Origin of the sequence: Pseudomonas baltica, assembly GCF_031880315.1 — a bacterium.
Lineage (GTDB): Bacteria > Pseudomonadota > Gammaproteobacteria > Pseudomonadales > Pseudomonadaceae > Aquipseudomonas.
In genome coordinates, this window is record NZ_CP134771.1 from 1573743 (window position 1) to 1593014 (window position 19272).

Consider the following 19272-nt stretch of genomic DNA (forward strand, 5'->3'; position numbering starts at 1 on the left):
TCAACGTTACACCTGGAAATTGGTGGAGCTAAACGGGATCGAACCGTTGACCTCTTGCATGCCATGCAAGCGCTCTCCCAGCTGAGCTATAGCCCCAAACAGTGTGTTGCTGTGTGGACGGGGCGCATATTAAGTGCGGACCGCTGGGCTGTCAAACTTATTTTGAAAAAATCTCAAAACAATTTACCGCGATAACAGTGACTTACCGGATTCCCCCTGCGGGAGTGGGCTCTGCACACTCCCGCAGGTCACTGGATCAGCCGAGGGTAGCCAGCAGCTTTTCCCACTCCTTGTTTTCTTTCTTCGACACGCCGCCCAGCAGGTCCAAGGCTTGGCGCAGACGGAAACGGGTCAGGTCCGGCCCGAGGATTTCCATGGCATCGAGCACCGACACCGAACTCGCCTGGCCGGTAATGGCGGCGAACATCAGCGGCATCGCGTCACGCAGCTTGAACTCCAGCGCGTCGACCACCGCCTGGATAGTCCCGGTGATACGGTCCTTTTCCCACTGGCGCAAGGCTTCGAGCTTCCACAGGATCAACTGCATCAGTTGCCGTACCTGGTCCCCGGAGAGTTTTTTGCTTTCAAACAGCTTCACATCCGGATTCACGCCGCCCGCGAAGAAAAATCCCCCCAACGGTGCGATCTGGCTGAAGGTCTCTACCCTGCCCTGCACATGGGGCGCGATCTTCATCATGTAGTCGCTGTTGAAGGCCCACTGCTGCACCCGTGTGGCGAATTCCTGCACCGGCAGTTCACGCAGCCACTGGCCGTTGAGCCAGGACAGCTTCTCGATATCGAAGATCGGCCCGCCCAGGGAAACGCGTGACAGGTCGAAATGCTCGACCATCTCCGCCAGGCTGAACTTCTCGCGCTCGTCGGGCATCGACCAGCCCATGCGCCCCAGGTAGTTGAGCATGGCTTCAGGCATGAAGCCCATGCGCTCGTAGAAGGTCACCGAGGTCGGGTTCTTGCGCTTGGACAGCTTGCTCTTGTCCGGATTGCGCAGCAGCGGCATGTAGCACAACTGCGGCTGTTCCCAGCCGAAGTACTCGTAAAGCTTCATCAGCTTGGGCGCCGACGGCAGCCATTCTTCGCCACGCAGCACATGGGTGATGCCCATCAGGTGATCGTCGACCACGTTGGCGAGGAAGTAGGTGGGCAGGCCGTCGGTTTTCATCAGCACTTGCATGTCCATGCGATCCCACGGGATCTCGACGTTGCCGCGCAGCATGTCCGGGACCACGCAGATGCCTTCGGTCGGCACTTTCATGCGGATCACATGGGGTTCGCCGGCAGCCAGACGACGGGCGACTTCTTCAGCCGACAGCAGCAATGCACGGCCGTCGTAGCGCGGGGTTTCGCCGCGGGCCAGTTGTTCGGCGCGCATCTGGTCCAGCTCTTCGCTGGTGCAGAAGCACGGGAAGGCATGACCGAGATCGACCAGTTGCTGGGCGTACTGCTGGTAGATATCGCCCCGCTCGCTCTGCCGGTATGGGCCGTGCGGGCCGCCGACGTCCGGACCTTCGCTCCACTCGATGCCCAGCCAGCGCAGGGCGTCGAAGATCTGCTGCTCGGACTCGCGGGTCGAACGCAGTTGATCGGTGTCTTCGATGCGCAGGATGAATTCGCCGCCATGCTGTTTGGCGAAGCAATAGTTGAACAGGGCGATATACGCCGTGCCGACATGAGGGTCGCCAGTGGGCGACGGCGCGATGCGCGTACGAACGGTGGTCATGGAAAGTCCCGCAGCTGTATGAATCAAGGGGGCGGATGTTAGCAGGGGTTGGGGGGACGGCTCCAGACATGAAGATTTGCATCGAGCCAGCGGGCCTCATCGCGGGCAAGCCTTGCTCCCACAGGCATGCACCTCAAGAGCGGGCAACTCTGTGGGAGCAAGGCTTGCCCGCGATGAGGCCTGCAGCCTTGCTCCCACACTCCCTGACTTACACCGTCAACAAGCGCTCACGCAGCTTGGCGACCTCGTCGCGGGTCTGCGCGGCGGCTTCGAACTCCAGGTCGCGAGCCAATTGGTACATCTTCTCCTCCAAGACGCGGATTCGCTTGTTGATCTCGCTGGGCGACCGCAACTCGGCCTCGTACTTGGCATTCTCCTCCGCGGCCTTGGCCATGCCTTTGCGCTTTTTGCTGCGCGAACCGGGCACGGTGGCGCCTTCCATGATATCGGCGACGTCCTTGACCACGCCCACCGGAATGATGCCGTGCAGGGTGTTGAACGCGATCTGCTTTTCGCGCCGCCGTTCGGTCTCGCCAATCGCGCGCTCCATCGACCCGGTGATCCGGTCGGCATACAGAATCGCGCGACCTTCAAGGTTGCGCGCGGCCCGACCGATGGTCTGGATCAACGAACGCTCGGAACGCAGGAAGCCCTCCTTGTCGGCATCGAGGATCGCCACCAGCGCCACTTCCGGCATGTCCAGACCTTCACGCAGCAGGTTGATGCCCACCAGCACATCGAAGGTGCCCAGGCGCAGATCGCGGATGATCTCGACGCGCTCCACGGTATCGATGTCCGAGTGCAGATAGCGCACCTTGACGTCGTGATCGGCCAGGTAGTCCGCCAGGTCCTCGGCCATGCGTTTGGTCAGCGTGGTCGCCAGCACTCGCTGGTCGAGGGCCACGCGCTTGCGGATCTCCGACAGCAGATCGTCGACCTGGGTGGTTGCAGGGCGAATCTCGATCTGCGGGTCCACCAGCCCGGTCGGCCGCACCACCATCTCGATGGTCCGCCCGGCGTGTTCCGCCTCATAGTTGCCCGGCGTCGCCGAAACGAAAATGGTCTGCGGGCTCACCTGCTCCCATTCATCGAAGCGCATCGGCCGGTTATCCAGCGCCGAAGGCAGACGGAAACCGTACTCTACCAAGGTCTCCTTGCGGGAACGGTCGCCCTTGTACATTGCACCCACCTGCGGAACGCTGACGTGGGATTCGTCGATGACCAGCAAGGCGTCGTCCGGCAGATAATCGAACAAGGTCGGCGGCGGCGCCCCGGACGCACGGCCCGACAGATAGCGCGAGTAGTTTTCGATGCCGTTGCAATAGCCCAGCTCCATGATCATTTCCAGGTCGAAGCGCGTGCGCTGCTCCAGCCGCTGGGCTTCCACCAGCTTGTTAGCGGTGCGCAAGTACTCGAGGCGCTCCTGCAACTCCTCCTTGATGCCTTCGACGGCGTCGAGCAACGTTTCGCGCGGCGTCACGTAGTGGCTCTTGGGGTAGAAGGTGAAACGGGGCAGACGGCGGATGAGCTCACCGGTCAGGGGATCGAACGCCGAGATGTTTTCCACTTCGTCGTCGAACAGCTCGATGCGGATGGCTTCGAGGTCCGATTCCGCCGGGAAGATATCGATCACATCGCCACGCACGCGGAAGGTGGCGCGGGCGAAATCCATCTCGTTGCGGGTGTATTGCAGGTCGGTAAGGCGGCGCAGCAGCGCGCGCTGGTCGAGCTTGTCGCCGCGGTCGACGTGCAGGACCATCTTCAGATAAGTCTCGGGGCTGCCCAGGCCGTAGATGCACGACACCGTGGTGACGATGATGGCGTCCTTGCGTTCGAGCAGAGCCTTGGTGGCGGACAGGCGCATCTGCTCGATGTGGTCGTTGATCGAGGCGTCTTTCTCGATGAAGGTATCCGACGACGGCACATAGGCTTCGGGCTGGTAGTAGTCGTAGTACGAGACGAAATACTCCACGGCGTTGTTCGGGAAAAACGCCTTGAACTCGCCGTACAGCTGAGCCGCGAGGGTCTTGTTGGGCGCCAGCACCATGGTCGGCCGCTGCACTTGGGCAATGACGTTGGCGATACTGAAGGTCTTGCCCGACCCGGTCACCCCAAGCAGCGTCTGGTGCGCAAGACCGGCCTCGATGCCCTCGACCATCTGGCGGATGGCTTCAGGCTGATCGCCGGCGGGTTCGAAACGGGTGACCAACTGGAATTCGGACATGAGGACCTCTGAGTGGCGACCCTCGCCCAGGCGACAAGGGGCAGGCAGCCCGACATCGGCCAACCTGTATTTATAAACAGTACTTGTATCAAAGTGGTGCCGCTAAAGCACGCTTTCAAGGGGCAACCGGGCAGTTTTTGCCGGCACCTCGAAGGCGGGTGAAATAAATGGAAAAATTAAAGGTAAAACTCGGTGCAACCTGTCGCCGTGTTTCCCAAGGATCACTATACTGACTCCCCGTTCGTGCACCGCTCCAGTGCATTCACTCGAGCGCGTGTCCTTTATCATCCTAAATCAGAGCCACGGTCAAAATGAGCCTGTTTTCCGCTGTCCCATTGGCACCCCGCGATCCTATCCTGGGCCTCAACGAAGCGTTCAACGCCGATACCCGTACCGACAAGGTCAATCTGGGTGTAGGCGTGTACTGCAACGAAGAGGGGCGAATTCCCCTGCTGCGCGCCGTGATCGAAGCGGAGGCGACGCGTGTGGCCGCTCATGCCGCCCGTGGCTATTTGCCGATCGACGGTATCGCCGCCTATGACCAGGCCGTGCAGACCCTGCTGTTCGGTGTCGATTCGCCACTGATCGGCAGCGCCCGCGTCATCACTGCACAAGCCGTCGGCGGCACCGGCGCTCTGAAGCTGGGCGCCGACTTCCTCAAGCAGATCAAGCCCGATGCCATCGTCGCCATCAGCGACCCAAGCTGGGAAAACCACCGGGCGCTGTTCGAGACCGCCGGCTTCCCGGTGCAGAACTACCGTTACTATGATGCGACCAGCAATGACGTCAACCGTTCCGGCATGCTCGAAGACCTGCAGGCGCTGCCGTCCGGTTCGATCGTCGTGCTGCACGCTTGCTGCCACAACCCGACTGGCGTTGAACTGAACGCAGCCGATTGGCAGAACGTCCTCGACGTGGTCAAGGCCAAGGGCCACGTGCCATTTCTGGATATGGCCTACCAGGGCTTCGGCGATGGCATCTACGAAGACGCCGCCGCCGTGCGCCTGTTCGCCGAGTCGGGGCTGAGCTTCTTCGTCTCGAGCTCGTTCTCCAAATCGTTCTCGCTGTACGGCGAACGTGTCGGCGCGCTGTCGATCGTCACCGACTCCAAGGATGAAAGCAGCCGTGTGCTGTCGCAAATCAAGCGCGTGATCCGCACCAACTACTCCAACCCGCCGACCCACGGCGCCAGCATCGTGTCGGCGGTCCTCGCCAGCCCCGAGCTGCGCGCACAGTGGGAAGCCGAGCTGGGCGAGATGCGCCAACGCATCAAGGCCATGCGCACCGCGATGGTCGACGCCCTGGCCGGCAACAGCGCCGGTCGCGACTTCAGCTTCGTCGGTCGCCAGGTCGGCATGTTTTCCTACTCGGGCCTGAGCGTCGAGCAGGTCGCACGCCTGCGCACCGAGTTTGGCATCTATGCACTGGACACCGGCCGGATCTGCGTCGCCGCTCTGAACCGCAGCAACATCGGCAAGGTGACCCAGGCGATTCTGGCTGTTCTGTAACCGTAAGCGCGGGAGAGGTCGGGTGAAAGCTTGACTTCTCCTTAGCAATCAGTAACATGCATGCAAATTCCGTGATAGCTCAGTCGGTAGAGCAAATGACTGTTAATCATTGGGTCCCAGGTTCGAGTCCTGGTCACGGAGCCAGCTTTGAAAGCCCCATTTATTGGGGCTTTGCTGTTTCTGGGGTATCCCTAAGGATGCGCTAGCGGTATGGAAAGCTCACTGCGGAAAATATTTTCAGGATCAAACTTCTGTTTGGTCTCAATCAGCTTCTGCCGCTTGTCACCGTAATACAGCTCGAGCCATCGCGTATCGACCACCTCATGGCTATCGTCCGTATATTTCATATCCACATCTGGATAGTTTATGTAACACCTGGCCGAGCAGCGCTCCAGCACACATCCGAGACCTCCCAGCAGCAGACCTTCCCCCTAAAGATTCCCGCAGGGCTCCCGATACAGATTTATCCTCCTCTCGCCCCACTCCCGGAGCTTCAATGCGTCTTTTGCCCTACCTGACCTTGTTGTCCCTGTGCAGCCTAAGCGCCTGTGGCTCGGCGATGGCTCCGGCGACTTCGGCGCAGACCGACAAGGGCCCGGTGCTGGTCGATGGCAAGGGGATGACGCTCTACACCTTCGAGCGCGACAAGAACGGCCAGTCGCTGTGCAACGGCAACTGCCTGCAAAAATGGCCGGCTTTACTGGCACCGGACGGCGCGCAGCCGCATGGGGACTGGACAGTGATCACCCGCCGAGATGGTGCCTTGCAGTGGGCCTACAAGGGCCAGCCGCTGTACACCTGGTATCAGGACAGCAAGCCCGGCGAAACCACAGGTGACAATGAGGGGGACGTCTGGCACCTGGCACGGCCCTGAGCGTCTGAGCGTCTGAGTGTGAAACCTTCGCACAATCGGGTTTGCGACAGGCCAGCAAGGTTGATCAGGAAGCGCACTGCTCGGGATAGCTGTACTCGAACACCCGTACCACTTCAGAGGCATGCCAGGAGGCGGCTGCAACACCATCCGAAGGTCCGGAAAAGCGCCCGAGGCGTTCGACGCATTCGAAAAAGCCAGGGCGCGGCAAACGGCTCGCGCCCTGGCTGATGACTAATGAGCTGCGAATCGGCTGCTCGGCTTTCGCGTCCAGGGAGGCCAGATGTTCAAGGGCTGCGGTCAAGGTCTGCATGGCGGGCGTGGGAAACTGCAAGCGCTCGAGCAGAGCACGATAGGTGAGCAGATGCCTTTGCCGACGGGCGTGGTCCAGCTCGCCCAACAAGCCATCCCATTGCTGGCGGCTGATACGCACGCTCATGATGCCTCCCTCCAGCCCGGCACCCCCAACTCCCACGCCAGGCTACGCTTGATCGCTGCATCGGGGTCACGTTCGCCACTTTCGATCATCGCCAGGTACGCCGGGCTGATGCCGACGGCGCGCGCCAGGGTATTGGCTTCAAGCCCCTTGGCTTCGCGCAGGGCGGCGAGTTCAGTGAAGGCAGGATGCCCAGCCTCGCTGGCCGCCGCACTATGCGCTGTCGGCTCCAGCGCAGGTGTAGCCTGACCTGCGGCTGCCAACAAAGCCTGATATTCAGCCCATGGCACCACGGCGTATTCCGGCTGGCCATCACGACTGATCACCTGAATCCCCATCACATCCCCCTGTCCGCCCGAAACGAGTGCTCGGTAGGCATATTCCTGAATGCGATTATCTTAACAGCGGAATCTCAGGGAGGGGATATTTGTCCTTGAATTGGCGGTAACCGGCGCCTGCAAGGCTGGTGGCAAGGCGCCACCCATAAGATCGACGAGAAGGCCAGCCACCGGCGTGTCATGGTGCGGCCTGGAGTGCGGCTCGATCGGGCGGCCACTGGCCAGTACTCCCAGCCCATTCGCCGCCGAACGCGCTAGCCCCCCCCCACGCGTCTACGTGGCCCCTGTGCGGGAGCGCTGCGCGCGAAGGCGCCGGCTGGGACTTTCGCCAGATCAACCCTTGCGCGGATCCAGCTCCAGCGGCTCTTCGACATGCGGCACACGTTCGAGCACGCGCAGTTTTTCGGGCGACTGGCGGGCGCGCCAGGCGCGGAAATCTTCAAGCTCGTCCGCCACCACCTTCATCACCCAACTGAGCACGGCGATGTCATCGAGCATCCCCACGCCCACCAGCCAGTCCGGAATGGCGTCGAAGGGGCTGACGAAATACAGCAGACCGGCCACTATCGACAGCATCGACTTGCCACTGATAGCGCGGTATTCCCCGCGCCAGTAAGCCAGGCACAGCGCCTGCAGCAGGCCGACATCCTCGCGCAGTTTGCCGAGGTTATGGCCCTTGACCTTGCGCGTCACCGCGAAGACCAATGCCGGTAAACGACCGCGACTCAGCAGCCTTTCGGCCAGTGGCAGGAAACGGCTGAAACTCCAGGGTGCTTTCATGAACCCTCCCGAAAAATATAGGGGAAAGGTTATCCACAGATATTGTGGATAACCTTGTGAACAGAGGCGAATTTAGGCCTGTAGGCCCCCGATATACAAGGGCCGAACACAAATCGCGCGTTTTTTACTCACATAAAAAACACAGATTTTCGTTGACTGGATAGCCACTTACGGGCTAGTCCATGAGGGCGTATAGCTGTGACTACAGCCATTTCCAGGGGTTCGAAAAAATCAGCGACGCGAACCGCAAAAACGCAAACGCCCCGTCGAGACGGGGCGTTTGCAGTACAGCCAGGCAGAATTACTTCTTGGCTGGCGCAGCCGGTGCGGCTGGAGCGTCTTCTGGCGTGTCTTCGTCTTCCGGAGACTGCTCAGGTGCGCCGGCATCAGCCTTGGACGGATCCTTGATAGCGATCAGTTCCAGGTCGAAGACCAGTACCGAGTTGGCAGGGATCGCCGGGCTCGGGCTCTGGGCACCGTAGGCCAGGTTGGCCGGGATGAACAGTTTGACCTTTTCGCCAACGTGCATCAGTTGCAGACCTTCGACCCAACCCGGGATCACGCCGCTGACCGGCAGGTCGATCGGGCTACCGCGCTCGATGGAGCTGTCGAAGACCTTGCCGTCGATCAGCTTGCCTTCGTAATGAACGGTGACCACGTCAGTCGGCTTGGGCTGAGCGCCGTCGGCTTTCTTGATGATCTGATACTGCAGGCCGGAAGCGGTGGTGACCACGCCATCCTTCTTGCCGTTTTCTTCGAGGAACTTCTTGCCGGCGGATTCAGCTTCGGCGCTCATCTTGGTCATGCGCTCTTCAGCACGCTTCTGCAGATCAGCAAAAGCGGCGACCAATTCGTCGTCCTTGAGTTTCTGAGGCTTTTTGCCCACGGCATCTTCGATACCTTGAGCCACGGCCTTGGAATCCAGGTCGTCCATGCCTTCTTGCGCCAGGCTCTTGCCCATGTTCAGGCCGATACCATAAGAAGCTTTCTGCGCCGGTGTTTTCAGCTCGACACTGGCCTGCTGATCGCAGCCTGCGAGTACCAAACCAACCAGGGCGATCGCCGCTGCCAACCGATGCTGTTTCATGCTATTTCCTTGTTCATGCGCCAATAGGGCATTCGAGTAAAGCCGCGAGCTTATCAGGCGGCCACGACCAATGGCTACCGGCATGAGAGGCACTAAAGGAGGATAAGTTCAGGTATTACAAGGATTTCATCTTCACCGGACTCGGGACCGAGGTAAAACCACGCTTAGCGCGCTTCGCTCGCCTGGCGGTACTCGACGGCCACCTCGCGCACCACTTCGCAGAGCCATTGAGCCGGCAACGGCAAGGCCCGCGCGGCGTTGCTGCAGATGCCTACCGAGCCGCCCGGCTCGCTGACACCCAACTGCAACTCGTGCAACTCGCCTTGGCTGACGTCCAGGCGCACCGCATCCCGTGGCGCCACCCAGATCGCATCGCTGGTTTGCACGTAGCGGCGGCTGAGGGTCGGGGAAAGTGTTTCGACCCTTTGCGAAGACGGGCTGACGGCACATTGCACGAACAGGCTGTCGGCGTGTTTGCGAATGGTCGTCCCCGCCAGCGGCAGCACCAGCGGGTAGCGGCTGATCTGGCTGCGTTCCAGTGGTTGCACGGCCAACAGCGGGTGGCCGGTACGCACCACCAGCGCCATGGCCTCGCTGTACAGGTGCTCGAAGATCAAGCCCTGGATCTGCGGGCTGTCGGTCATGCGGCCAATCACCAGGTCAAGGTCGCCCACATGCAATTGCCCCAACAGATAAGCGCCGGGCCCAGTGGACACGCTGACTACCAAGGCATCGTGGCGCTGGTGCAGACGCTTGAGGACTTCGGGCATGAGCTGGCTTTCGACCGTCGACAGGATGCCGACGCGCACCTGTGGTGGCTCGTGCTCCTCACTGCGCAGGGTGCTGACACCGTCGCGCAGGGCCTGTACGCAGGGCGCCGCATAGCGCATGAAGCGGATGCCGGCAGGGGTCAGCTCGACGCCGGTCTTGTCCCGCTCGAACAGCCGGGTCTCGAGCAGCTCTTCAAGCTCCTTGAGTGTTTTCGAGATCGCCGGCTGACTGATCGCCACGGCATCGGCGGCCTTGGCAAAGCTGCCTTGGCGGGCGATTTCGAGAAAGCACAGCAGGTGGCGGAATTTGATCCGGGTATCGAGGTTCATGCCGCGCATCGTAGCAGGACTGCGCGGTTTTACAGAACGTGAGGCGCGCTCTGACTCTCAATCGCTGATCTCGACCTCCTCACCATTCAACCTCACCGCCCAGGTCGCCAGCGCCTGGGACGGGTCCTCGACACACTGCCCCGTCACCAAACTGAAATGCTGCTTATAAAGCGGCGCCGCCACCACCAGTTCACCCTTGAGCAGCCCGACGATCCCGCGGCCGATGACGTTGGCACCCGACTGCGGGTCGCGGTTGGCCACCGCGAAGATCGGCGGGTTCTGCTCGGGCAGATAGAACAGCGCCACCTGCGCGCCGTCCACCCACGCCACCACTCCCGACTGCGCCACCAGATCACTCACAGCGCACACCCGCCGCCATGATTGCTGCAATTGCGCCTGGCCCATCACAGCACCTCCTCGGTCACGGCAATCAACTGCACCGCCGGCGCCGGTCGGCGTTGCTCGCGTTCGGTGATGAACTGAATATCCGGATCACTGCGTTTGTCGTTGACGAAGGTGCGGAAGCGCTTGAGTTTTTCCGGGTCCTTCAAGGCGTTGGCCCATTCGCATTCATAACGATCCACCACCAGCTGCATCTGCCCTTCCAGCTCCGCGCCCAAGCCCAGGCTGTCCTCGATGATCACCTGCTTGAGAAAATCCAGCCCGCCCTCCAGGCTCTCGCGCCACACCGAGGTACGTTGCAGCTTGTCGGCCGTGCGGATGTAGAACATCAAAAAGCGATCGATGTAGCGGATCAACGTGGCATCGTCCAGATCGGTGGCGAACAGCTCGGCGTGCCGCGGGCGCATGCCGCCATTGCCGGCGATGTACAGGTTCCAGCCCTTCTCGGTCGCGATCACGCCCACATCCTTGCTCTGCGCCTCGGCGCATTCGCGGGTACAGCCCGACACCGCGAACTTAAGCTTGTGCGGCGAGCGCAGGCCCTTGTAGCGATCCTCGATCAGCAGCGCCATCTGCACGCTGTCCTGCACGCCGTAACGGCACCAGGTGCTGCCCACGCAGGACTTCACCGTGCGCGTCGACTTGCCGTAGGCATGCCCGGTCTCGAAGCCCGCGGCGATCAGTTCGCTCCAGATGTCCGGCAGTTCGTGCAGCTGCGCGCCGAACAGGTCGATGCGCTGCCCCCCGGTAATCTTGGTGTAGAGGTCGTATTTCTTTGCCACCGCGCCAATGGCGATGAGCTTGTCCGGGGTGATCTCGCCTCCAGGAATGCGCGGCACTACCGAGTAGGTGCCGTTTTTCTGCATGTTGGCCATGAAGGTGTCGTTGGTGTCCTGCAGTGGTACCAGGGACGGGTCCATGATCGGCCGGTTCCAGCACGACGCCAGCACGTTGGCCACAGTGGGCTTGCAGATATCGCAGCCGACGTGACCCCGGCCGTGCTTGACGAGCATCTCGTCGAAACTGTGAATGCCCTCGACCCGGGCCAGCGCGTAAAGCTCTTGCCGGGTGTGGGCGAAGTGTTCACACAGGCTCTTGTCGACCGCCACGCCGCGGGCGATCAGTTCGTGTTCGAAGACTTGCTTGAGCAACGCCGCGCACCCGCCGCAGCCGGTGCAGGCCTTGGTCTGCGCCTTGAGTTGCCCCAGCTCGGCGCAGCCGTCGTCGATGGCCGTGCAGATCGCGCCCTTGGTGACGTTGTGGCAGGAGCAGACAGTGGCCGTGTCCGGCAACGCGTCGGCGCCCAGGCTCGGCGCGCCGGAGGCCAGCGGCAGGATCAGGCACGCGGGATCGGCTGGCAGCTTGATAGCGTTCTGCACGTATTGCAGCAAGGTGTCGTAGTAGCTGTTGTCACCCACCAGCACGGCGCCAATGACTTTCTTGCCCTCGGCATCCACCACCAGGCGCCGGTAGCTGGCGTTGGCCTCGTCGATGAAACGATAGCTCCTGGCACCCGGCGTGGCGGCGTGGGCGTCGCCGATGGAGCCGACGTCGACCCCCAGCAGCTTGAGCTTGGTAGACATGTCGGCACCGGCGAAGGTCGCGTGCTGCTCCCCGGCCAGGGTGCTGGCGACATTGCGCGCCATGCTGTAGCCCGGCGCGACCAGGCCGAAGACGCTGCCATTCCATGAAGCACATTCGCCGATGGCGAAGATCCGCGCATCGCTGCTGCGGCAGTGCGCGTCGATCACCACGCCACCGCGCGCCGCGATCTCCAGGCCACTGCTGCGGCCCAGCGCATCCTGAGGGCGAATGCCGGCCGAGAACACGATCAGGTCGGTCTCGAGAAACTCGCCGCCGTCGAAATTCATCCGATAGCGATAGCCTTCACCCGCCACCACCGATTGCGTGGCGCGGGAGGTGTGCACACCGACGCCCAAGGCCTCGATCTGTGCACGCAAGGCGGCGCCGCCATCGCTGTCGAGTTGCACCGGCATCAAGCGCGGCGCGAACTCCACCACATGGGCTTCCAGGCCCAGGGACTTCAAGGCGTTGGCGGCCTCCAGGCCCAGCAGGCCGCCACCCACCACCACGCCGCGACGGGCGTTGGCCGCCGCCGCACGAATGCTGTCGAGGTCATCCAGGGTGCGGTAGACCAGTCGCGCGTTGCCCTCGGATCCGCTGATCGGTGGCACGAACGGGTAGGAACCGGTCGCCAGCACCAGGCGATCGTAGCCATAACGACCGAGTGCGGTGACCACTTCGCGGCGTTCGCGATCGATCTCGAGCACCGCCTCGCTCAGATGCAGATGCACGCCATGGCGGCCATACAGATCGGCTTCGCCCAGCGCCAGTGCCTCGGCATCGGAACCACTGAAATATTCGGACAGATGCACGCGGTCGTAAGCGCGCTGGCGCTCTTCGCCGAACACCCGTACGTCGAAGCGGCTCAGCGCCCCGCGCTCGATCAGTTGTTCGACGCAGTGGTGGCCGACCATGCCATTGCCGATGACGATCAGTCTTTCCCGCGGCTCGATGCTCAGTGGCGCATTCATGGCGACTCCTCGGTAAAAAAAAGGCAAAAAAAAAGCGCCTGGAGCCGTTAAGCTCCAGGCGCCTTTGCCTGGTATTCGATGGGGTTGTGCACTGGCCGAATGTGGTCGGCGAGTCAGTACCAGGGTGAAAGCAGCATCTGTGCCAATCTGAAAATTTGCGCTGCCAGTGGAGGCCTCTTCCTCGGCAGCCCCAGTCCCACAGGCATCGCGCGCGCCGTGTGGGGGCGGGCTCTGCTCGCGGAGCTGTTCTGTGACTTCACCCATCCTGCGCCACCGGAGTGCATCCCCCGGCGCAACGCCTCCTTTCAGTACACATCGCGCACATAACGCTTGGCGTTACTCAGACCCTGCACATACGCCTGCGCCTGCTCGCCGCTCATGCCACCGTGCTCGGCCACTACCTGCCTGAGCGCCGCATCGACGTCCCGGGCCATCGCACTCGCATCGCCACAGACGTAAAAGTGCCCGCCCTCCTCCAGCCACTGCCACAGCTGCGCGCCCTGCTCGAGCAGGCGTTGTTGCACATAGACCTTGGCCTGCTGATCGCGGGAAAACGCCGTGTCCAGACGCTGCAGATGCCCGTCGCGCTGCCACGCCTGCAGCTCGTCGCGATAATAGAAATCGCTGGCCTGGCGCTGCTCGCCGAACAGCAGCCAGTTCTTGCCCGGCGCGCCGGTGGCCTGGCGCTCCTGCAGGAAGGCGCGAAACGGCGCCACACCGGTGCCGGGGCCGACCATGATCATCGGCGCATGGGGATCGGCGGGCACACGAAAATGCGCCGAGCGTTGAGTGAAGATCGGCACCAACGTCTGCTGCGCGCGGTCAGCCAGAAAGCCCGAGCACACACCGCTGCGGGCGCGGTCGTTGCAGCGATAACGCACAGTCGAAACGGTCAGGTGCACCTCGTGGGGGGTGACCTTGGGGCTCGAACTGATGGAGTACAGGCGGGGCTGCAAGGGTTTGAGCAGGCCCAGCAGTTGCGTGGCATCGATATCCACCGGGAACTCGTGCAGCAGATCCACCAGTTGCCGGCCCCATAGCCAGTCCTTGAGCCGAGCCTTGTGCTCGGGCGCCAGCAGTTCGGTGAGCAGCGCGCTGTTGCTGTGTTCGGCCACGATGCGCAACCAGTCAGGGGTGATGCGGCAGATATCCAGATGCTTTTGCAGCGCCACGGCCAGCGCCATGTCGCCCTGATCCTTGAGGGTCACGGCCTGGCCGCTGTCCAGGCGCAGGGTACCGAGCAGGTCTTCGACCAGCGTCAGGCAGTTGCTCGGCCAGACGCCCAGGGCGTCGCCGGCCTGGTAATCGAAGCCGCTGTCGGTGAGGTCGAAGGCGATGTGGCGGGTTTCCTTTTGCGCGCCGGGGCTGTTGAGTCGGTGGTTGTGCAGCAGGCGGGCCTTGTAGGGGCGGTGCTTGCTGTACAGAGGCGCGGAAGGTTGTGGGGGCTGGGAGATTGTTCGGGGGCGAGCCCTCTCGTTAGAGGTTTGACGAGTCGGCTCGAACAACGGAGCGATCGCACTGACCTCAAGAGCGACGCGAATCGAGGCCAGCCAGGCGCTGGCCGACTCCTCGTAATCGGGCTCGCATTCCACCCGCTCCAGCAAGCGCCGGGCGCCGAGGCCGTGCAGACGCTCATCGAGCTTGCGGCCAAAGCCGCAGAACTGATCGTAGCTGGAATCGCCCAGCGCCAGCACCGCATAACGCCACTGGGCGCAGTCGAGGGCCGCCTCGCCGTGCAGCGCCGTCCACAAACCCGCGCCGTTGTCCGGAGCATCACCGTCACCAAAGGTGCTGGCAATCAACAACAGGCTGGCCGCGCCTTTGAGGTCGCTCAATGCCACCTCGCCCATGGCACCGCTGCGCACCACATGCCCGGTGTCACGTAACTGGGTAACCACGCGCTCGGCCAGTGCTTCGGCGTTGCCGGTCTGCGACGCCCACAGCACCCACTGCGCGGCGGGCTCTTCTACCGGGCACGACCGTTGCGCAGCGGCCTGCCCAAGTGCCTGCGACTGTTGCGCGTCTGCGTGCTCAGCGACCCTCGGTAACGCCAAGGGGATGGCGGGGTGATCTTGCCATTCGCGGGTCGCGATCAGTGGCGAGCCGACACGCTGCAAGGCCACCGCGGCGTATTTGAATTCCGGCTGCAACGACAGCGGATCGACGGCATCGCTGGTGAGCGCGTTGATCGCCCACTGCTCGCCGAACACATCGTTCCAGTGGAACGGCGCAAAACAGCTGCCCTGCCGGACCCGATCGGTAATGCGCGCCGGTAGCACCGCGAGGCCACGGCGTGAACGGACCTCGACCTGGTCGCCCTCGCCGATCGCCAAGGCCTGGGCATCCTCGGGATGCACCTCGATAAAGGGCCCGGGGTTGAGCTTGTTAAGGGTGGCGATCTTGCCGGTCTTGGTGAGGGTGTGCCATTGGTGCTGCACCCGCCCGGTGTTGAGCACCAGCGGGTAGTCATCGTCTGGCAGCTCGGCGGGTGGCATGTGGGGGCGGGCGAAGAACTGCGCGCGGCCGTTGGCGGTGGCGAAGCGCAGAGCACGGGTTGTGCCTGGGATCATTGCACTATCTGACGGCCCCTTCGCGGGCAAGCCTTGCTCCCCCGGGTGTACGGCGTCAGCACTGTTTGTACTGCGGGAGCAAAGCTTGCTCGCGAAGAGGCCGGCATGGCTGGCATCACCTTCAAGGTAACGAATCGGCGCTCGGGTGCTGCTACTGTCCGGCGCGCAGGGCCACTGCAGCGGCGCCTCGCGCAAGCGTGCATAGCTGGCACCGCGGAGGTCATAACCGGTGCCGGGATTCCAGGCGCCTTTGATCTCCTCGAACACCTGCTCGGCGCTGCTGTAGCTGAACCCTTCGACGTAGCCCATGGCACAGGCGATGCGGGCGATGATCTGCCAATCGGCCATGGCCTCGCCGGGCGCGTCGACTGCCTTGGGCATCAAGGTCAGGTTGCGCTCGGAGTTGATCATCACCCCTTCGGCTTCGGCCCACAGAGCGCCGGGCAGCAGCACATCGGCGTAACGGTTGGTCTCGGTGTCGAGGTAGGCATCCTGAGTGATCACCAGCTCGGCCGTGCGCAGGGCCTCGATGACCTGCTGGCGATTGGCGACGCTGGCCACCGGATTGGTGCAGATGATCCAGCAGGCTTTGATGCTGCCCGCCGCCATGGCGTCGAACATGGCCACGGTGCCGACCCCCGCCTCGCTGCGCAAATGACCGGCGGGTAGTTGCCAGAGTTGCTCGATGAAGGCCCGGTCGGCGGCCACCTGATTGGAGCGCTGGCCAGGCAGGCCGGGGCCCATGTAGCCCATCTCGCGGCCGCCCATGGCATTGGGCTGGCCGGTGAGGGAAAACGGCCCGCTGCCCGGCCGACAGATAGCCCCCGTCGCGAGGTGCAGGTTGCACAGGGCATTGGTGTTCCAGGTGCCGTGGGTGCTCTGATTGAGGCCCATGGTCCAGCAGCTCATCCATTCGCCAGCCTCGCCGATCCATTGCGCGGCGGTGCGGATATCGTCCTCCTTCAGGCCCGTGATCTCCGCTACGTGGGCCGGTGTATAGGCTTGCAGAAAGGCCGGCATGGCCTCCCAGCCATCGGTGTGACGCGCAATGAAGTCGGCGTCGACATGGCCGTTCTCGACCAGCAGATACAGCAGCCCGTTGAGCAGTGCCAGATCGCTGCCGGGCGCTATCTGCAGGAACAGATCGGCCTTGTCGGCGGTGGCGCTGCGCCGCGGGTCGACGACGATCAACCGCGCCCCGGCCTTGCGCCGATCGAGCAGGCGCAGGAACAAGATCGGGTGACAATCGGCCATGTTGGCGCCGATCACGAAAAATACATCGGCGTGATCGAAATCGTCATACGAGCCCGGCGGCCCATCGGCGCCCAGCGACAACTTGTAGCCGCTGCCGGCGCTGGCCATGCACAACCGCGAGTTGGATTCGATATGGCGGGTGCGCACGAAGCCCTTGGCGAGCTTGTTGGCCAGGTACTGGGCTTCCAGCGACATCTGCCCCGATACGTAGAGCGCCAGCGCGTCCGGGCCGTGCTCGTCGATGATCGCGCGCAAACGCCGTGCGGTGCTGCTGATGGCCTCATCGATGGCAACCTGCACGGGCTCGCGCTGGCGCTCGTGGCGCATGAATGCCGCGTTCATCCGACCCGGTGCGGTGAGGGCTTGCGCACAGGTGCTGCCCTTGGTGCACAGGCGGCCAAAGTTGGCGGGGTGCAGTTTGTCGCCGCTGACCTTGATCACACGGTTGTCGGCCACGCTCATGACGATGCCACAGCCGACACCGCAATAGGGGCACACGCTACGAACGTGGGTGCTGTTCATGGGCTCTCGCTCATCTTTGTGGCGGTGTGCAAAACAAAAAAGGCGCCAGCTGCCTACGCTCGATGAGCGGGGCAACACGGCGCCTTTGTCGTGTCTGGTTCGGGTTGTGGGGATTACCTGAGTGAGGACGATGCAAAGGTCGCGCCATGGTCGGCGATGGGCGGTCGTACTGGGGCAGACAGGTAACTGCGCGAGGCTCAACGTCGTTCATGCCCCCCAAGCGAGCATCCCTGCACCCTGCCGGAGCACAGTCGCGAGGGAGCGATAGCGGCGCTGGAGTCGTACCGACGAGCTGCTGTGTTATCCGATTGAACGATGCCAAGCCGCAAATCCGCGAGCTAGAGCGGTTGCACTACTTGTTGAGGTAAAAATGCCAAAAATAGTGGATTTCGTCCTGTCGTGAGCCGCGTTGACAGCCTCAGGACCCCGTCATAGGATGTCCTACAGGTCCATTCAAGCTGTCGCTTTCTCGATGAAATGGATGCCGCGCTCGACACGGTCAATAACAATAAAAAGGAAGCCGCAATAATGACAATACAGGTCCCTCCACAGCTCCAGCCGCAAATAGCGGTGCCGCAATCACGCTTGACCCGCTACCGATGGATCATCTGCGCCCTGCTGTTCATCGCCATCGGCATCAACTACATCGATCGCCAGATGATCGGTATCCTCAAGCCCACCCTCGCCGCTGAACTCAAGTGGTCGGAAACCGACTACGCCAACATCGTCTTCTGGTTCCAGTGCGCCTACGCCATCGGCTTCCTGACGTTCGGCCGCATCATCGACAAGGTCGGCGTGCGCATCGGCTATGCCATGGCCTTCACTATCTGGACCATTGCCAGCATCGGTCACGGGCTGGTCACCACGGTCACTCAGTTCGCCCTGGCACGCTTCACCCTCGGGCTGGGTGAGTCGGGCAGCTTTCCGTCCAGCCTCAAGGCCGTGTCGGAATGGTTTCCGCAAAAGGAACGGGCGCTGGCCACCGGGATCTTCAACGCCGGTACGGCCTTCGGCCCGATCGTTACCCCGCTGCTGGTACCGGCCATCACCCTGGCCTGGGGCTGGCGCGCGGCGTTCATCTCCATCGGTATCGTCACCTCCTTTTGGCTGATCGCCTGGGTGATCATGTACCGTCGCCCGGCAGAGCACTCGAAAGTCAGCCCGGCGGAACTGGCCTATATCCAGTCCGATGACAGCGTCATTTCAGCCGGCGCCCCGCCAGTGAAAATCTCTTGGGTCAAGCTGCTGGGCTTTCGCGAGACCTGGGCTTATGCGGCCGGCAAGTTCCTCACCGACCCGATCTGGTGGCTGTACCTGTTCTGGCTGCCGGACTTCCTCGGCAAGACCTACGGCCTGGACCTCAAATCGTTCGGCCCGCCGCTGATTGCCGTGTATATCCTCGCCGATGTCGGCTCGGTGTTGGGTGGCTGGGGCTCGTCGAAGCAGATGAAACTGGGCCGCTCGGCCAACGTGTCGCGCAAGACCACCATGCTGCTGTGTGCATTGGCCGTGACCCCGATCGTGACCGCGCAGTTCGTCTCCAGCCTGTGGCTGGTGGTGGCGATCATCGGCCTGGCAGCGGCGGCGCATCAGGCCTGGTCGGCGAACCTGATGACCTTGCCTTCCGATCTGTTTCCCAAAGAGGCGGTGGCTTCGGTGATCGGTATCGGCGGCATGGCCGGTGCCATGGGCGGCATGCTGATGACCACTTACAACGGCTACATCCTTGAAGTGTTCAAGTCGTATCAGCCGATCTTTATCGTGGCCGGCAGTATGTATCTGGTAGCGATTGTGGTGATTCACTTCCTTACCCCACGGCTTACGCCAGTGGCGGTGGAGCGGATCAAGGCCAGTTGATCGCGCCGCCCCACTGTAGCGAGGGGCTTG

General features: G+C 62.5%; 14 protein-coding genes and 2 tRNA genes. 4 read left to right on the forward strand and 12 right to left on the reverse strand.

Annotation, left to right across the window (positions count from 1 at the left end; all coding sequences use genetic code 11):
- Positions 1 to 20: 20 nt before the first annotated feature.
- The 3 genes from REH34_RS06895 to uvrB form a co-directional block, all read right to left on the reverse strand.
- Positions 21 to 96: transfer RNA gene (locus REH34_RS06895), tRNA-Ala, on the reverse strand.
- 160 nt (positions 97 to 256) lie between these two features.
- Positions 257 to 1738, reverse strand: coding sequence for a glutamate--tRNA ligase (gltX, locus tag REH34_RS06900; RefSeq protein ID WP_226505295.1), 1482 nt, complete (start codon positions 1736 to 1738; stop codon positions 257 to 259).
- A gap of 208 nt (positions 1739 to 1946) precedes the next feature.
- Positions 1947 to 3962, reverse strand: a complete 2016-nt coding sequence (gene uvrB, locus REH34_RS06905) for an excinuclease ABC subunit UvrB (protein ID WP_226505294.1) — start codon at positions 3960 to 3962, stop codon at positions 1947 to 1949.
- Positions 3963 to 4273: 311 nt separating this feature from the next.
- Here uvrB and REH34_RS06910 point away from each other — a divergent pair, with 311 nt between their 5' ends.
- On the forward strand, positions 4274 to 5470 hold the full coding sequence (locus tag REH34_RS06910) for an amino acid aminotransferase (RefSeq protein ID WP_226505293.1): 1197 nt from the start codon (positions 4274 to 4276) through the stop codon (positions 5468 to 5470).
- A gap of 68 nt (positions 5471 to 5538) precedes the next feature.
- Positions 5539 to 5614 (forward strand) — tRNA-Asn (locus tag REH34_RS06915).
- Between the two features lie 47 nt (positions 5615 to 5661).
- Here the strand turns inward: REH34_RS06915 and REH34_RS06920 are convergent.
- Positions 5662 to 5868, reverse strand: a complete 207-nt coding sequence (locus REH34_RS06920; protein ID WP_311971190.1) for a BBE domain-containing protein — start codon at positions 5866 to 5868, stop codon at positions 5662 to 5664.
- A 98-nt stretch (positions 5869 to 5966) separates the two neighbouring features.
- On the opposite strand from REH34_RS06920, the gene REH34_RS06925 reads away from it, so the two are divergent.
- Positions 5967 to 6344 (forward strand): hypothetical protein, encoded by a 378-nt coding sequence (locus REH34_RS06925; RefSeq protein ID WP_311971191.1) that lies wholly within the window; start codon positions 5967 to 5969, stop codon positions 6342 to 6344.
- Positions 6345 to 6408: 64 nt separating this feature from the next.
- On the opposite strand, the gene REH34_RS06930 is transcribed toward REH34_RS06925, so the two are convergent.
- From REH34_RS06930 to REH34_RS06965, 8 genes are all read right to left on the reverse strand, one after another.
- Positions 6409 to 6780 carry a hypothetical protein gene (locus tag REH34_RS06930; RefSeq protein WP_226505290.1) on the reverse strand — a complete coding sequence of 124 codons (372 nt, stop codon included), beginning with the start codon at positions 6778 to 6780 and terminating at the stop codon, positions 6409 to 6411.
- The gene (locus tag REH34_RS06935) at positions 6777 to 7115 is read right to left on the reverse strand and encodes a helix-turn-helix transcriptional regulator (RefSeq protein ID WP_311971192.1); all 339 of its coding nucleotides are present in this window, start codon (positions 7113 to 7115) and stop codon (positions 6777 to 6779) included. The genes REH34_RS06930 and REH34_RS06935 overlap by 4 nt, the downstream gene beginning before the upstream one ends.
- A 333-nt stretch (positions 7116 to 7448) precedes the next feature.
- Positions 7449 to 7895, reverse strand: coding sequence for a DUF1232 domain-containing protein (locus REH34_RS06940; RefSeq protein ID WP_311971193.1), 447 nt, complete (start codon positions 7893 to 7895; stop codon positions 7449 to 7451).
- 301 nt (positions 7896 to 8196) lie between these two features.
- Positions 8197 to 8982, reverse strand: a complete 786-nt coding sequence (locus REH34_RS06945) for an FKBP-type peptidyl-prolyl cis-trans isomerase (protein WP_311971194.1) — start codon at positions 8980 to 8982, stop codon at positions 8197 to 8199.
- A gap of 164 nt (positions 8983 to 9146) precedes the next feature.
- Positions 9147 to 10082: a pca operon transcription factor PcaQ gene (gene pcaQ, locus REH34_RS06950; RefSeq protein WP_311971195.1), complete on the reverse strand. Its 936-nt coding sequence runs from the start codon at positions 10080 to 10082 to the stop codon at positions 9147 to 9149.
- A 57-nt stretch (positions 10083 to 10139) separates the two neighbouring features.
- Complete coding sequence (gene nirD / locus REH34_RS06955) at positions 10140 to 10487, reverse strand: nitrite reductase small subunit NirD (RefSeq protein ID WP_226505285.1); 348 nt, start codon at positions 10485 to 10487, stop codon at positions 10140 to 10142.
- Complete coding sequence (gene nirB, locus REH34_RS06960) at positions 10487 to 13039, reverse strand: nitrite reductase large subunit NirB (protein WP_311971196.1); 2553 nt, start codon at positions 13037 to 13039, stop codon at positions 10487 to 10489. Before nirB ends, nirD begins: the two co-directional genes overlap by 1 nt.
- A gap of 305 nt (positions 13040 to 13344) precedes the next feature.
- Positions 13345 to 17385, reverse strand: a complete 4041-nt coding sequence (locus REH34_RS06965; protein ID WP_311971197.1) for a sulfite reductase subunit alpha — start codon at positions 17383 to 17385, stop codon at positions 13345 to 13347.
- A gap of 528 nt (positions 17386 to 17913) precedes the next feature.
- On the opposite strand from REH34_RS06965, the gene REH34_RS06970 reads away from it, so the two are divergent.
- Positions 17914 to 19242, forward strand: a complete 1329-nt coding sequence (locus tag REH34_RS06970; RefSeq protein WP_226505282.1) for an MFS transporter — start codon at positions 17914 to 17916, stop codon at positions 19240 to 19242.
- Positions 19243 to 19272 lie beyond the last annotated feature (30 nt).